We start from the raw sequence: 13591 nt of genomic DNA, 5'->3' as shown, positions 1-13591 counted from the left end.
TGCTAGAACCTACGAAGAATTAGATCAAGCTATCACAAATGCCCTAGATGCAGTGACTAAAAAAGACATTATTGGATGGTTTACTCACTGTTGTTACTATATTGCACCCAACTGAGAACCGCTATATAAAGGGGCGGGCAAGATGCCCACCCCACAAGAGAAAGTGCTAATAGCTATATATAATGCAAGAGTCAGGGTTTAGAATTTCTCACAGAAGATTGCCGCATTGGGAATTAGATGGGGCTGTTTATTTTATTACTTTTAATACTTGGGAAAAGTTAGAACTTAACCTAGAAGCTAGAGAAATAGTTTTTAATTCTTGCCTGTTTTTTAATAACAAGAGATATCAGATATTTGTTTTGGTAATTATGCCAAATCATGTGCATTTACTTATTCAGCCCTTACTCAAGTCTGAAAATGAATTTTGGCCACTGAGCAGCATTATGAAGAGTATTAAAGGTTATAGTGCTAAAGAAATTTCCAAAGTAATGAAATATATAGGAATCGTCTGCCAAGATGAGCGATATGACAGAATTGTTAGGAATCAGCAAGAATTTCAACAATATTGGGAATACATCAGACAAAATCCTGTAAAAGCTGATCTGTGTTCCACACCAGAAGAATATCCTTTCCTTTGGCAAACATCAGAATAACAATAGCCTCAAATATTACATCTACTCTTGTGGGGTGGGCATCTTGCCCGCCCCTTAATTTATATATATACAGATGACTTAAAAATATGAATTTTTTAGCCGATGGAAGGGAACAATATAATTACTACTAAAGGAGAGATTATGTCTGAATTATTGAGACTTCCTACAATACCTTGGGTAACACAAACTATTAAGAAGATGAATGTTCATAGTAACGAATCACCAAAAATCTGGAAGAAAATCTGGAGAGAGTGCTGGTATGAAACATACATAAAATTAGGTGGTGAAAGAGAGTATTCTGGCACAAAACCTTGTCCAATGTGTGCAGCCTACGGTTTATGGTATTTAGGTCGTGTCGTCGATAGTGTTCAAACTTGTAAAGACTGGGAAATTACAAGAATTAATCATGAGTTAGGTAAAAATGTAGCATACGCAGTGCTATCTCTAGAGATATTACAGCAACAAGGAGGCAATACAACTAGAGAAGTCTTATGGGCTGATGTGAGAAAACTTTATCAGCAAAGACTGAACGAAGAGGCAGCCAAAAGTGAACAAGGACAAATTAAAATCACCTTGGCTTTGTTTAATGCAAAGTTAATAGTTTTTCCATAACTATAAAAACTAGCAAGCATATTAAAGAATATCTTAGTAAAAGAAAAATGTAAGGAACAGAAAACAAGATTTTTTAGTGTTGAGATAGATTGATATGTACAATAACTAAGGTGAGAGAAACGTGATTGTCAATCTACCATTTTAATCAAAAGTTATCTAATAACACATTCTATCCCACTGCAAAATCAGTATGATGTCGCATTTTTGGCGGATCAAAACCTAAAACAATATCTTGTTTGGAAACACCTAATTCGACTAATTCATTTGCAACACCTACTTCTGTACCATCTTGCTGAACCCAAATTTTGTTATTGATGATATCAAGGTGAAGAACTGTACCATAAACTCGTTTAGAATCGCGCCAACCAACATAGACTAATTGGTAGTGGTCATGTTCAGTATCAAAAATAGTTTGAGCTTGGATACGTTCATCCCAAACAAGTTTAGCGTGTTCGTTTAACAAGTTTTTTATCAGTTGTCTGTATTCATCGACGGTAGCCATCTTTCAATTACCTCCCTATCAATATCGTAAATCAATAGAAGAAGTTGGTTCTGTACTACAAGTTTTTGAATAAACGAAGTTGCAAAAAATCGTTCGTAAATATCAATGGATACAGCTAAATATAAAACTCGTTGTGGATCTTGAGAATTTAAAGCAGACCTATATGCTATAAATTGCCCTAAAGCTCCGTAAAATTCGGAAATTTTTGATGGGCCAAGGAAACTTTTGATTTCTACCGCTATTTTCCATCCTTCCCTCTCTGCTGCAATTACTTTTTCTGCACCAAGGTCAATAGCTAAATCAAATGTACCTGCTTGCAACGGGTAGGGGTCGTGTGTAATTAGCCAGCCATCTTTTTGGAGAGCAGTTTTGACAACTTCATGAAAGGCATCTCTAGCAGACAAAGTTAAATATTGCTCTAAAAAATGTGTTTACAAGCAATTATTATCTCAAATATCAGGTTTTATTTGTTAATACATTTCGGTTAAGGATGCTTTAAACTTCCGATTTTAATTAACTTGCTATGTAGAATAACAAAAGCAAGAGAAATGCGATCGCTACAAGTCCAACTACAGAAAAATAGACAATAGACGAATATCATTGCATGATTGCGGTGGGTATAGAGAACAGCAATAAATATCTCAAGAGAATTCAGCCATCAGTGAGAGGATTCCTGGCACAAAAATTTCTAGCGTAGAGATATCAATATATCACCTCAAGAATTTCCCAGCTATGCCTCTTTACAAACTCGAAGAATTTGACCCCCAATACCGAGAAACATTTGGCGGTGATGATGTTAAAGATTTAGAACTCTATACTGAGGGCGGAGTTAAAATTGGTTCCGTAAGCGATGCTTTAGTTGATCCAAATGGGCGTTTTCGCTATTTAGTCATTGACACAGGCTTTGATACCTTTGGTAAGAGAATATTACTACCAATCGGTCTTTCACGCATAAATTATCCCGAACAACGGGTATATGTTGATGGACTTAGTAAAGAGCAAGTAGAAATGCTCCCTGAGTATCATGAAAGCTATACAGTAGATGACGATTATGAAGAAAGAGTACGCAGTGTATTTCGTCCGGTCAACAGTAATGTAATTTACGATCGCAACACCTACAATTATCAAACAGAACCTAATTTATACAATTTAAATGATCAATATCATCAAACACTTAGATTGTATGAAGAACGACTAATAGCTAATAAACAGCGCGTTAAAACCGGAGAAGTTGCAGTTGGTAAGCATATTGAAACTGAAACTGCACGAGTTACAGTACCTGTTCAAAAAGAACGGGTTGTGATTGAGCGAGTTTCACCCACAGAAACAGGAACAGTCGTAGACCCAAATGAACTGAGATTTCAAGAGGGTGAAGTAGCACGCATCGAAGTTTACGAAGAAACACCAGAAATTCGCAAAGAAGCCTTTGTTCGTGAAGAAGTCCGCGTTAAAAAGGTAGTAGACAGAGACACTGTAGAAGCAGAAGACACAATCCGCCGCGAAGAGTTGGATATTAATACTACAGGTGAGTTGCAGGTAGATAATGCAGTAAGAGATAGTCAGGGAACTATTTAGTTAAAAGTACGAAATACAAGAAATTGTAGGGGCTTACGGTTTCGTTTGCCTCTACATTTATATTTGTATCATCTATAAAATCAAATAGTATTATGCGTAAAACAATATATCACTTTCGATAATTTTGAATTCAGGCAATTCATTCGAGAGAAAGATGTATCTTGGCGAATAAATTTTTACCTTAAGAATTGAAAGTTGATATAAGAGTTCAGAGGTAAAATATAATGTCTCTTTACAAATTAAATGAATTTGATCCTGACTATCGTGATACTTTTCAAGGTAATGATATTAAAGGACTAGGCGTATATACAGAAGGAACTGACGAAAAAATTGGTACAGTTAATGATGTTTTAGTTGATGACGAAGGTCATTTTCGTTATTTAGTTGTTGACTTAGGTTTCTGGATTTTCGGTAAAAAAGTATTATTGCCTGTAGGTCGTAGCCGCATTGATTATGGGCGCGATCGCGTTTATGCTGTGGGTATGACCAGAGAGCAGGCAGAAGACTTACCAGAATTTGATGAACGCCAAGTAGATTACGATTATGAAGAACGAGTACGTGGCGTTTATCGCAATCCCAAATATAACACTACCCCTGTAGACACAGCGACACCAGTAGATACTACTGCAACATTAGATACAGGTTTTACAGCTACACCAGCTACAGGAGTTACCACACCTACTTTCACCCGCGACACCTATAATTACGAGCAAGAGCCTTCTTTATTTGGGTTAAATGAGCAAGATCATCAAACCTTGAGATTATACGAAGAACGGCTAGTTGCTAATAAGAGAAGACAAAAAACTGGTGAAGTTGCTGTTGGAAAACGTGTAGAAACTGAAACTGCTAGAGTTTCAGTACCAGTAGAAAAAGAACATGTTGTAATTGAACGCATCACCCCAGATGATGCTGGTAGAGTTGTTGCTCCTGGTGAAGCTGACTTTCGTGAAGGGGAAGTTGCGCGTGTAGAAATTCACGAAGAAACTGCTGACATTCGCAAAGAAGCATTTGTCCGCGAGGAAGTTCGAGTTAGAAAAGTTGTAGAGCAAGATACCGTTGACGCTCAAGAAACAATACGTCGGGAAGAGTTAGATGTAAATGCTCCTGGTCTTCCAATAGAAGAACGCTAATTAAAGCGAATTCAAATTAGACATAGTACAGGTGAAGCTGATAAAGCTTTGCCTGTACTCATAATTATCAAATTAGGGTGATGAATAGCCAACCAATGATAAATAATCTTACACCAGTCAATCAGAAACCTACGATTTCCAAATTACTAACAACTTTAAAAACTAAAGTTGTAGGTTTTGATGTTATTGATAACCAAGGTCAACTGGTTGGTAAAGTTAGAGACTTAGTCTTAGATAATCAGCGTCGATTAAATTTAGTCATATTTCAAACTATTAATCAAACCCAAGTAGGACAACAACCAGTATTTAAAGAACAACTGGCTTTAGTGTGGAGTCAAAAAATTCAAAGAATAGACACTATCACTAAATCTATTTTTTTAAATATGGATAAAGCAGCAATTGAATATATACCTGAACATTTAAAATCTCAAATAATTGGCTATCAGGTATTATCTGATAATTCTAGTTGGCATAATAATATGGAACAAGCTAATTTAGCAGAGTTTTCTGAAGAAAATATTGTTCGTTTACTAGAAGAACAGTTAGTAGTTGATACTAATATACATAAAATCGGCGAAGTAATTGTTCGGAAGGAAATTGAAACACGGATAGTAGAAGTACCTGTCCGGCGGGAAAAATTAATTGTGGAACAAGTTAGTCCACAACACAAGCAACTTGCAGAAATAGATTTAGGTTTAGAAGACAGTTCTGAAATTACCTTAACTGCAACAGAAGATGGCGCAGTTACCAACTTTGCTGGTGATTTTACAGTAAATGGAGAGTTTAGCTCACCGAAAATTGCTAGTTTAATTTTAAATGCGATCGCTCTCGAAAAAAATCACGGTTGCCAACAGGTGCGAATATCTATTTTATGTGAAGATGAATCACACAAACAAAAATATCAAGAATGGTTTGACCGCTGTTCTAAAGGTCAACCGCCTAAATCTCTTTGATAAGTTTCTAGCAGATGACTAATAGTAGGGTGAGAAATTCTCACCCTACTTTTTTACATTTTTTATTAGCTATTAATAAAGCCCCCAAGCATTTTATTGAGGAGCTTGCTGAGTGTGAAACAGTAAATGACTAAAATTTATCTTGGCTGATTTAGCTTTACATCTTCCCAAAGATAGGGTTTATTGTCAATTAAATATTATATAGAAACAAAACATAACATTAAGGAATGACAAAAAAATCTCCCATCATTCAGGGATGAAGAAGACAAGGGCAAGAAATATTGGGAAATTATTTAGGATGGCTATATATCTAAGTTTTGATTCTCTGAATTAATTATTCCAGGTTTTATATATCTCTAGTTAGAGGACAAAAACTGCTCAAAGGATAGAAGAAAAAACAATTATAAAAATATAACCTAAGTATATAAATCAATTAGTGATTTTATTTTATTGGTAAGGTTCACTAGTTTTTTAATTTGGATTTAAATAAAGCTTTGATATTAAAAAAAGGAGATATTTAATTGTGAATTCTGTAAGTACTATTTATTCTAACTGGGGACATGCTAAAGGTGCGATCGCTCTGACATTAATGGCAATATTGCTTCCGGCTTGCAGTTATAACGAACCACAGGCCATCACTCCAGCTACGCCGCAGCAACAACGCAACCAAGTTAGTCGAGAAGTAGTAGATAACCAAATTGCAGAAGAAACAGATAAAACAGATGAACTTATCGGTAAAACTGTCACAATTAGAACACAGCCTATTCGGTTAATTGGCCCTACAAGCTTTACGGTTAACGATAAAGAACTATTTGATAATCAAAATATTTTGGTAATTAACGCCACAGGTAAGCCTTTTACATTGCCAAGTACAAATGACATACCTTTGCAAATTACTGGACAAGTTCGCAGACTTGATTTAGCACAAATCAATCGAGACTATAAATTAGATTTGCAGTCTGAATATTATAGTGATTACGATGATCAAGCAGTAATTGTTGCTCAATCTCTGGCTTTATCTCCTAACCCCGGTGAACTGACTGCTAATCCCAGCACCTATTATGGTAAAAAACTCACTGTTACTGGTGAAGTCGAAAATATCACTAATGCGATCGCATATACCCTAGATGAAGACAAATTACTTGGTGGAGAAGATTTACTGGTACTCCACACCAAGCCACAACCAAGAGTGAAACAAGGAGAACAAGTAACTGTCTCTGGTGTATTGCGTCCCTTAGTAATTGCCGAATTAGAGAGAGACTATAACCTGACTTGGGATTCTAATTTACGCAAGCAATTGACAGCAAAATATCGAAATAAACCTGTATTAGTCGTTACGAATTAGTTCTTAACATCTTCAAAGTAAACTGCGTTCCTCACCCCACTTGCGTAGTCTGAATGCCAAAAGCAACATTAGAATACCAAACATAATCGCATAAGCAGCCGTCATCCATAAAATGGCTAATGCTCCCGCAATCGGCCAGATAATCAGTAGCAAGCCAAAAACAAGAGATGCAATCCCCGCAGCGATGAGCAACCATTCATCGTCAATTTCTTGGCGCAGATGGTTGGCTGCAATAATCTCAAATATCCCGGTGATAATTGCCCAAGCAGCTATGAGGTAAAGCAAAACTAAGGCGGTGATTCCTGGCCAAATAAATGCCATAACTCCCACTGCAATTCCAATTGCACCTTCAATTACCAATAACCAGCCGTGGATATTGCCGAGATGATCCTTAAATCCAGCGATCGCTAATAATATTCCACCACCTAGCGCAAAGGCTGCAAACAAAAATACCAAGGCTGTTAAGGTAATTCCTGGCCAAAATAATGCTGCTAAACCAAATACGATGGCGAGTGTTCCCCGCAATGCGAGTGTCCACCAGTTTTTTGCTAACCGGGTTCCTATTCTCATAGTCTTTCAAAGCTATTCCCTACCAGAAGGGCTTGGTCATTTGAATCTATGATGAAAATTTCTGCCTCTTCTTCCATCTGACTAATGCTGTATGGTGCTAGATGGATGAATATTGTTGGATGAGAATGTAAAGGTTTTTGCTCGCTTACACCCTTATACCATTTCACTTAAAAAATGATACAGAGGTAGCAGAGGAAGTTATTTGTATCAGTAATTTCGTGAATTGATATTACATCTAGGCTCAACAGACAACCTTTTTACATAAGGGCTGTGCGAAAACTTTCAATATGGCCTTGCAGTTTTTACCGCAGTTGTGACATACTCGGAAAATAAATACGGTAAATCTATCGAGTTAGTGATGTTTGCTGATTAAACAGACTGTGACCAATGGTTTCTAAATGGTAGAAACCACTAGATTTATCTGTGAAATCAATCTCAAATTTAAATTTAAAATCCAAAATTGTTTGACTTTCTTTGCTCACCATACAGCCAGGAATAAACAATGCTAAAAGACGCGCAAGGCCTTGAAGTTACGACAGACTCACCAGCAGCGATCGCAGCCATCAACCAATTTATAGATCAATCCCTCAGTTATGGCAAAGATATTGAAACTGTGATTCTGGAAGGTGTGAAAGCAGATCCAGGTTGTGCAATGCTTTATGCCTATACAGCAGCCTATTATCTGACGCAAGAAAATGCTCAGGCCTGGAAACAAGCAAGACCTTATCTGCAAGCGGCACAAGGGCTATTATTTGGGATCACCAAACGAGAAAGATTGTATATCCAGGCGATCGCGGCTTGGGCAATGGGAGCAGTTGATCAAGCGATCGCTTTACACGAAAAAATAGCCGTTAATTATCCGCGTGACTTAATCTCTATACAGCAAGGACAGTATCACTACTTCTATTTAGGTGACAAAGAAAGACTACTCAAAATAGCCCAAAACGTTCTCAGCGCCAATCCAGACAACCATTATCTATACGGTATGGTGGCCTTTGGTTTAGAACAATGCCATCAACTAGAACAAGCCGAAGCAATGGGACGAAAAGCCACAGCTATCAATCGCCGTGACCCTTGGGCGCATCATGCAGTTGCCCATGTAATGGAAACTCAAGGCAGAGTAGACGAAGGTATCGCTTGGATGGAAAGTCTGGCGGATACCTGGGAAAACTGCAACTCTATGTTGTACACCCATAATTGGTGGCATGTGGCGCTTTATTATTTAGAACGAGGCGAAATCCAAAAAGTATTAGCCCTATATGATGCTTATGTGTGGGGTCGAGCCAGAAAAGAATCTCCCAAGGATCAGGTAGGAGCGATCGCATTATTGCTCAGACTAGAGTTGCGTGGTGTTGATGTTGGTAGTCGTTGGCAAGATATCAGCACCTATCTTTTTCCTCGAATTAATGAACATGCTTTACCCTTTCAAGACTTGCACTATATCTATGCCTTAACCAAAGCTAGACAATTTGACTGGGTAGACGAGATGTATCTGAGTATGCAAAAACATACTCAAACCATCAATCCATACTTGCGTCAGAATTGGTTAGAAGTCACAATTCCAGCAGCTAGAGGTATGATTGCCCATGCTAAAGAAGACTATGCCAAAGCTAAATCTGAATTAAAAATCGTACTACCAAAACTGCATCGGATAGGTGGTAGCCATGCTCAAAGAGCCTTATTTGAGCAAGTATATCGAGATGCCGTTTGGCATAGTGAAAAGCAAAGTCAAGTTTACGCAATGGTGGCTAGGTGATAGGTTACAGGTGATAGGTTACAGGTTACAGGTTACAGGTGATACCGATTCACCAAATTATTTATACAAACCACTTCCTCTGACTCTCTATTTCTGGTTGCCGAGCGACTTGTACCGAGTGATCGCGCAGCGTCTCCGTCAGGAGAAGTCGAGGTACGTCGAGGTGCTGCTCTCTACTCCCATCCCAAGTTACTATCTAGAAGTTAAGTGTTATTTAACCTTGAGGAGTAGATTGATCATGATGCGTTGGCTCACAGCAGTTACACAACGAAATCTGTTGAATATGGCTGTTGTCATATTTATCGCCCTAGCAAGTAGTTTTATCGTAACTACCCCTGTTTGGGCTGCTTCTTCTAGCTTGGGAATTGAGCATGGTCATCTAACTCCTTGTCCGAGTTCGCCAAACTGTGTTGTGAGTCAAGATGCGGATGCAAAACACGCCATTGAACCGATCGCTTATCATGTAGACCGGGATACAGCACGCGCAACCTTACTCAAAGTTCTCACCGTTGTTCCCCGAACAGAAGTGATAGAACAAACAGATAATTACATTCACGCTCTTTCTAAGAGTCGCATCTTCAAATTTATTGATGATGTGGAGTTTTATTTTCCTGAGAATGAATCAATGATTCATATCCGTTCTGCGTCTCGTGTGGGACAATCGGATCTTGGTGTCAACCGCATACGTGTAGAGCAAATTCGTTTGGCTTTGCGAGATTTAAAGATTTGAGTTGCAGTGCGATCGCTCAGTTGCCAATTACTTCATAGCCTGCCTGAATCGCAGTATTGTAGATTGTAGCGATCGCCTCATAGTCTGATAAATCTACAGCCGCAAAACCCTTGACACCAACTTTGGTCATGGCAGTTTGAAGTTCTGCATCAGGTTGGAGTAAGGCTGCTTGAATCTGCTCAATCACTGAATTATCTAGATGTGGTGCAGCAACTAAAGGTGGCATCGGACAAGGGCCAATCACTTCTACCACTCGCAAATGCTCAGATAACTCAGGAAAATCTCGTAGTTCTTGCTCTAAAACTACACTATCAATCCCAGCGCAATCTGCCAGCCCCTCAACTACCCAGCGTATCGAACGCTGGTGAAATCCTGATGGAATGGTCTGTCCAAAAAAGTTTTTTGGATGTTCACCTTGTAATAATCGATGTCGGAGTAGATTGTAACCACTATTAGAGCCGAGGTCGTTGTAACACAGAGTTTTACCAGCCAAGTCTGCAAAACTATACAGAGAACTATTTGCATTCACAATTACATCTGTAAAGTAAACTGGGCTGTTTTGATAGCGTGGTGCTGCCATAACTGGCGCAACTATAGGTTGTAGTTGATTTACAACCACTTGACTATATCTGACCAGAGGTAAGCCACAAATAAACGCTAAATCTAGTTGATTTGTTAATAGTATTGGGTCTTGTAGTGGGTCATATTGACTGGCTTGCAGCTGAGTTTCAACTCCCAAAATCCGACCCACATAAGCCACAATTGCTTCATAAAAACAGAACCAACTCGGCGCTAAGTAAGATACAACTTGTAGCTTCGTTAGTTCACTCACTGATGACTCTCCAAATCTAATTCATTTTGTAGCGCGGGAAATATCAATAACTTGCGATATGACCAATGAATGCTGAGGAAAACTAGACTCATCAAGGTCAAAAACATGATCTTGAAAACTATGCCATAGCTTTTACTGTGCCACCACAATCGCTGAAAAAACGCTGTCCCAATTAACACAGGCTGCCACAAGCTTTGATTAATGTTCTGAGAATTATTTAAGCCGATAGTTAAGGATGCTGTATTTTGCTGTGCAACTGTCATTTTTACTACCTTTTGAACTATATTCTATAAATACGGTAATTCGATAGAGTTAGTGATGTATATTTAATATGGCATAGCTTGAGGACACAAGCAAGCGTTTATCCAAAATGTAGATATGTTGTATACGACGTATCTACGTAGGATATGGCGTAGAAACAATGTTTATCAAAGTAAATGAGTATCGGCAGAAATGGCGAATATTTACTATATGTATTAATTAGAACTATATTGCTAAGTACAATAAACCAAGCGATCGCCTGAGTTAAAATAAATGTAAAAGTTTAGCAAAAATACTCATAATTAATAATCACTGCCAACTAATTCCCCATACAGCTTTATGGCTGTGATATTATGGGAGACTGCTGCATATATTTAGAAAAACTAGAAAAATAGATCATGGCTCTGACGCAACAGCGCAAACAAGAAATAATTTCCAACTTCCAAGTTCACGAAACCGATACTGGATCGACTGATGTCCAAATCGCAATGTTAACTGAGCGAATTAACCGCCTCAGTGAACACCTGCAAGCTAACAAAAAAGACCACTCTTCTCGACGTGGTTTGCTCAAGCTGATTGGTCATCGCAAGCGCCTGTTGGCTTATCTCCAACAAGAAAGTCGGGAAAAATATCAAGCTTTGATTGCTCGCCTTGGTATTCGTGGATAGGGACTATCGCTTATGTCTGCTGAAGAATCTGAACGCAGTCGTTTGCCTTTTGAACCGAACAAAAAACGCCAAAAACCTGTAAAAGTTCAAAAAACTCCTATCAAGTCCAATACTCCCGCAGAATCAACCAGCCAGAAACAGCCATTTACAAAAGAAGAAATGGCTATTCCCCAAGTGGTGAGTCAGCGGATGATTCGACGGGTGGCATTTTTTTGTGGTGTCCCCACAGCTTTGGGGATTACTACATTAGTAGTGAGCTATCTACTGGCAACTCAAGCCCAAATCAAAATAGCCCCCATTGCCGTCTTACTGGTTAATATGGGGTTATTTGGTTTAGGTGTGTTAGGCATTACTTACGGCGTTCTTTCAGCCTCTTGGGATGAAGAAAGACCAGGAGGATTACTTGGAATCAGCGAGTTTTCTACCAATTTTGGACGTATGGTAGCGGTTTGGCGCGAAACTCGACAAAAGAACATCTGATAATTGGCGCTCAGATATTTAGATAACTCAGTATTGGGTAATTTGCGTGTAAATGTTGAAGTTAAAGTTATATAACTTCAACATTGCTAATCCAGAAATCTACTATCTGATGTCACCCAATATTCAGTAGTTCCAGGACTGAGCGCCTTATTTTTTTATAAATATAAATGTTAACTTCTCATCACTAAAAATTACGCACCACACTGAGAAGTACGAGAATATAGTTAAGCTTATTCATTTGATATAGCGGTAGTCAGATATGTTAGGACAATTGAAAAGCTTGAAAACCAGGAATAGTAAGACTTTTTCTCCTGCCTCCTGCCTCCTGCCCTTCGGGTTCGCAGTCGCGTATGGGGGAAACCCCCAAGACTGCGCTGTCTCACCTCCTGCCTCCTGCTATATTTCACTCAAATCATCAGGTAATTAAAAATGATCGTAGTCATGAAGATTGGTTCCCCAGAGGCGGAAATCAACCGCATTGACGAGGAACTAACTAGCTGGGGATTAACACCAGAAAAAATTATAGGTAAACACAAAGTCGTAATTGGTTTGGTAGGCGATACTGCTGATTTAGATCCCCTACAAATTCAAGAAATTAGCCCGTGGATTGAGCAAGTATTAAGAGTAGAACAGCCTTATAAACGTGCTAGTCGTCAATTTCGTCATGGCGAAGCTTCGGAAGTAGTGGTGAATACTCCTGATGGCGCAGTGGTATTTGGCGAACAATACCCTTTAGTGGTGGTGGCTGGCCCTTGCTCAGTAGAAAACGAAGAAATGATTGTAGAAACAGCACAGCGAGTCAAAGCCGCAGGTGCTAAATTTTTACGCGGCGGTGCATACAAACCCCGGACTTCTCCTTATGCTTTTCAAGGACATGGTGAAAGTGCTTTGGATTTACTAGCCAAGGCGCGAGAAGTGAGCGGATTGGGTATAATTACTGAAGTGATGGACGCTGCTGAACTGGATAAAATTGCTGAGATTGCTGATGTTGTCCAGGTAGGGGCGAGAAATATGCAGAACTTCTCGCTGCTGAAAAAAGTAGGCGCACAACCTAAGCCGGTGCTGTTGAAACGGGGAATGTCATCCACAATTGAAGAGTGGTTAATGGCGGCTGAGTATATTTTGGCGGCGGGAAATCCGAATGTAATTTTATGTGAGCGTGGTATTCGCACCTTTGACCGCCAGTACACCCGCAACACCCTAGATTTATCGGTAGTACCTGTGTTGCGGAAACTCACACACCTGCCGATTATGATTGACCCTAGTCATGGTGTTGGCTGGGCGGAATTTGTACCGGCTATGGCGATGGCTGCGATCGCATCTGGTACTGATTCTCTCATGATTGAAGTGCATCCCAACCCGAAAAAAGCCTTATCTGACGGGCCACAATCGTTAACACCAGAGCGTTTTGACCAGTTAATGCAAGAATTAGCAGTGGTTGGCAAAGCCGTAGGACGCTGGCCACAACCCGCAACCGCTTTGGCTTAAGGTGAAAAAATTATGTAGAGACGTTACATGTAACGT

At 39.2% G+C, this 13591-nt stretch carries 16 protein-coding genes; 11 read left to right on the top strand and 5 right to left on the bottom strand.

Going from position 1 to position 13591, the window contains the following annotated elements:
- The first annotated feature begins 182 nt into the window (after positions 1-182).
- Together H6G75_RS12985 and H6G75_RS12980 are read left to right on the top strand one after the other, a co-directional pair.
- Positions 183-653 (top strand): REP-associated tyrosine transposase, encoded by a 471-nt coding sequence (locus tag H6G75_RS12985; RefSeq protein WP_190980465.1) that lies wholly within the window; start codon positions 183-185, stop codon positions 651-653.
- A gap of 141 nt (positions 654-794) precedes the next feature.
- A complete protein-coding gene (locus H6G75_RS12980) occupies positions 795-1265 on the top strand; it encodes a DUF6979 family protein (RefSeq protein ID WP_190980463.1) in 471 nt (156 codons plus the stop codon).
- A gap of 169 nt (positions 1266-1434) precedes the next feature.
- Here the strand turns inward: H6G75_RS12980 and H6G75_RS12975 are convergent, their stop codons facing one another.
- A complete protein-coding gene (locus tag H6G75_RS12975) occupies positions 1435-1767 on the bottom strand; it encodes a XisI protein (RefSeq protein ID WP_190980462.1) in 333 nt (110 codons plus the stop codon).
- Complete coding sequence (locus H6G75_RS12970; protein ID WP_190980461.1) at positions 1737-2171, bottom strand: element excision factor XisH family protein; 435 nt, start codon at positions 2169-2171, stop codon at positions 1737-1739. Before H6G75_RS12970 ends, H6G75_RS12975 begins: the two co-directional genes overlap by 31 nt.
- Positions 2172-2499: 328 nt before the next feature.
- On the opposite strand from H6G75_RS12970, the gene H6G75_RS12965 reads away from it, so the two are divergent.
- The 4 genes from H6G75_RS12965 (at position 2500) to H6G75_RS12950 (ending at position 6770) form a co-directional block, all read left to right on the top strand.
- Positions 2500-3342: a DUF2382 domain-containing protein gene (locus tag H6G75_RS12965; RefSeq protein ID WP_190980460.1), complete on the top strand. Its 843-nt coding sequence runs from the start codon at positions 2500-2502 to the stop codon at positions 3340-3342.
- Between the two features lie 224 nt (positions 3343-3566).
- A complete protein-coding gene (locus H6G75_RS12960; RefSeq protein WP_190980459.1) occupies positions 3567-4472 on the top strand; it encodes a DUF2382 domain-containing protein in 906 nt (301 codons plus the stop codon).
- 80 nt (positions 4473-4552) lie between these two features.
- Positions 4553-5425, top strand: coding sequence for a YsnF/AvaK domain-containing protein (locus H6G75_RS12955; RefSeq protein WP_242051524.1), 873 nt, complete (start codon positions 4553-4555; stop codon positions 5423-5425).
- A 523-nt stretch (positions 5426-5948) separates the two neighbouring features.
- Positions 5949-6770, top strand: a complete 822-nt coding sequence (locus H6G75_RS12950) for a hypothetical protein (RefSeq protein ID WP_313934838.1) — start codon at positions 5949-5951, stop codon at positions 6768-6770.
- A gap of 12 nt (positions 6771-6782) precedes the next feature.
- On the opposite strand, the gene H6G75_RS12945 is transcribed toward H6G75_RS12950, so the two are convergent.
- Complete coding sequence (locus H6G75_RS12945) at positions 6783-7340, bottom strand: HdeD family acid-resistance protein (protein WP_190980458.1); 558 nt, start codon at positions 7338-7340, stop codon at positions 6783-6785.
- Between the two features lie 502 nt (positions 7341-7842).
- Between H6G75_RS12945 and H6G75_RS12940 the strand changes: the two genes are divergently transcribed.
- Both H6G75_RS12940 and H6G75_RS12935 read left to right on the top strand, forming a co-directional pair.
- Positions 7843-9096, top strand: coding sequence for a tetratricopeptide repeat protein (locus H6G75_RS12940; RefSeq protein ID WP_190980457.1), 1254 nt, complete (start codon positions 7843-7845; stop codon positions 9094-9096).
- A gap of 238 nt (positions 9097-9334) precedes the next feature.
- On the top strand, positions 9335-9826 hold the full coding sequence (locus H6G75_RS12935) for a DUF1499 domain-containing protein (protein ID WP_190980456.1): 492 nt from the start codon (positions 9335-9337) through the stop codon (positions 9824-9826).
- 16 nt (positions 9827-9842) lie between these two features.
- On the opposite strand, the gene H6G75_RS12930 is transcribed toward H6G75_RS12935, so the two are convergent.
- Positions 9843-10658 (bottom strand): phosphate/phosphite/phosphonate ABC transporter substrate-binding protein, encoded by an 816-nt coding sequence (locus H6G75_RS12930; RefSeq protein WP_190980455.1) that lies wholly within the window; start codon positions 10656-10658, stop codon positions 9843-9845.
- Positions 10655-10921 (bottom strand): hypothetical protein, encoded by a 267-nt coding sequence (locus H6G75_RS12925; RefSeq protein ID WP_190980454.1) that lies wholly within the window; start codon positions 10919-10921, stop codon positions 10655-10657. Before H6G75_RS12925 ends, H6G75_RS12930 begins: the two co-directional genes overlap by 4 nt.
- Positions 10922-11317: 396 nt before the next feature.
- Here H6G75_RS12925 and rpsO point away from each other — a divergent pair, with 396 nt between their 5' ends.
- The 3 genes from rpsO (at position 11318) to aroF (ending at position 13555) form a co-directional block, all read left to right on the top strand.
- Positions 11318-11587, top strand: coding sequence for a 30S ribosomal protein S15 (gene rpsO / locus H6G75_RS12920; RefSeq protein ID WP_190705130.1), 270 nt, complete (start codon positions 11318-11320; stop codon positions 11585-11587).
- Positions 11588-11599: 12 nt separating this feature from the next.
- Positions 11600-12067: a PAM68 family protein gene (locus H6G75_RS12915; RefSeq protein WP_190980453.1), complete on the top strand. Its 468-nt coding sequence runs from the start codon at positions 11600-11602 to the stop codon at positions 12065-12067.
- 429 nt (positions 12068-12496) lie between these two features.
- Positions 12497-13555: a 3-deoxy-7-phosphoheptulonate synthase gene (gene aroF, locus H6G75_RS12910; RefSeq protein ID WP_190592644.1), complete on the top strand. Its 1059-nt coding sequence runs from the start codon at positions 12497-12499 to the stop codon at positions 13553-13555.
- Positions 13556-13591: the final 36 nt, after the last annotated feature.

Origin of the sequence: Nostoc sp. FACHB-280, from assembly GCF_014697615.1 — a bacterium.
Lineage (GTDB): Bacteria > Cyanobacteriota > Cyanobacteriia > Cyanobacteriales > Nostocaceae > Nostoc_B.
The sequence above is the reverse complement of the archived record's forward strand: the minus strand, read 5'-3'. Positions and strand labels throughout refer to the sequence as shown.

Excerpts from the sequence above, each read along its gene's own strand:
- H6G75_RS12985 (WP_190980465.1), top strand. The coding sequence starts at position 183 with ATGCAAGAGTCAGGGTTTAGAATTTCTCACAGAAGATTGCCGCATTGG.
- H6G75_RS12980 (WP_190980463.1), top strand. The coding sequence starts at position 795 with ATGTCTGAATTATTGAGACTTCCTACAATACCTTGGGTAACACAAACT.
- H6G75_RS12975 (WP_190980462.1), bottom strand. The coding sequence starts at position 1,767 with ATGGCTACCGTCGATGAATACAGACAACTGATAAAAAACTTGTTAAAC.
- H6G75_RS12965 (WP_190980460.1), top strand. The coding sequence starts at position 2,500 with ATGCCTCTTTACAAACTCGAAGAATTTGACCCCCAATACCGAGAAACA.
- H6G75_RS12960 (WP_190980459.1), top strand. The coding sequence starts at position 3,567 with ATGTCTCTTTACAAATTAAATGAATTTGATCCTGACTATCGTGATACT.
- H6G75_RS12955 (WP_242051524.1), top strand. The coding sequence starts at position 4,553 with ATGAATAGCCAACCAATGATAAATAATCTTACACCAGTCAATCAGAAA.
- H6G75_RS12945 (WP_190980458.1), bottom strand. The coding sequence starts at position 7,340 with ATGAGAATAGGAACCCGGTTAGCAAAAAACTGGTGGACACTCGCATTG.
- H6G75_RS12940 (WP_190980457.1), top strand. The coding sequence starts at position 7,843 with ATGCTAAAAGACGCGCAAGGCCTTGAAGTTACGACAGACTCACCAGCA.
- H6G75_RS12935 (WP_190980456.1), top strand. The coding sequence starts at position 9,335 with ATGATGCGTTGGCTCACAGCAGTTACACAACGAAATCTGTTGAATATG.
- H6G75_RS12925 (WP_190980454.1), bottom strand. The coding sequence starts at position 10,921 with ATGACAGTTGCACAGCAAAATACAGCATCCTTAACTATCGGCTTAAAT.
- rpsO (WP_190705130.1), top strand. The coding sequence starts at position 11,318 with ATGGCTCTGACGCAACAGCGCAAACAAGAAATAATTTCCAACTTCCAA.
- H6G75_RS12915 (WP_190980453.1), top strand. The coding sequence starts at position 11,600 with ATGTCTGCTGAAGAATCTGAACGCAGTCGTTTGCCTTTTGAACCGAAC.
- aroF (WP_190592644.1), top strand. The coding sequence starts at position 12,497 with ATGATCGTAGTCATGAAGATTGGTTCCCCAGAGGCGGAAATCAACCGC.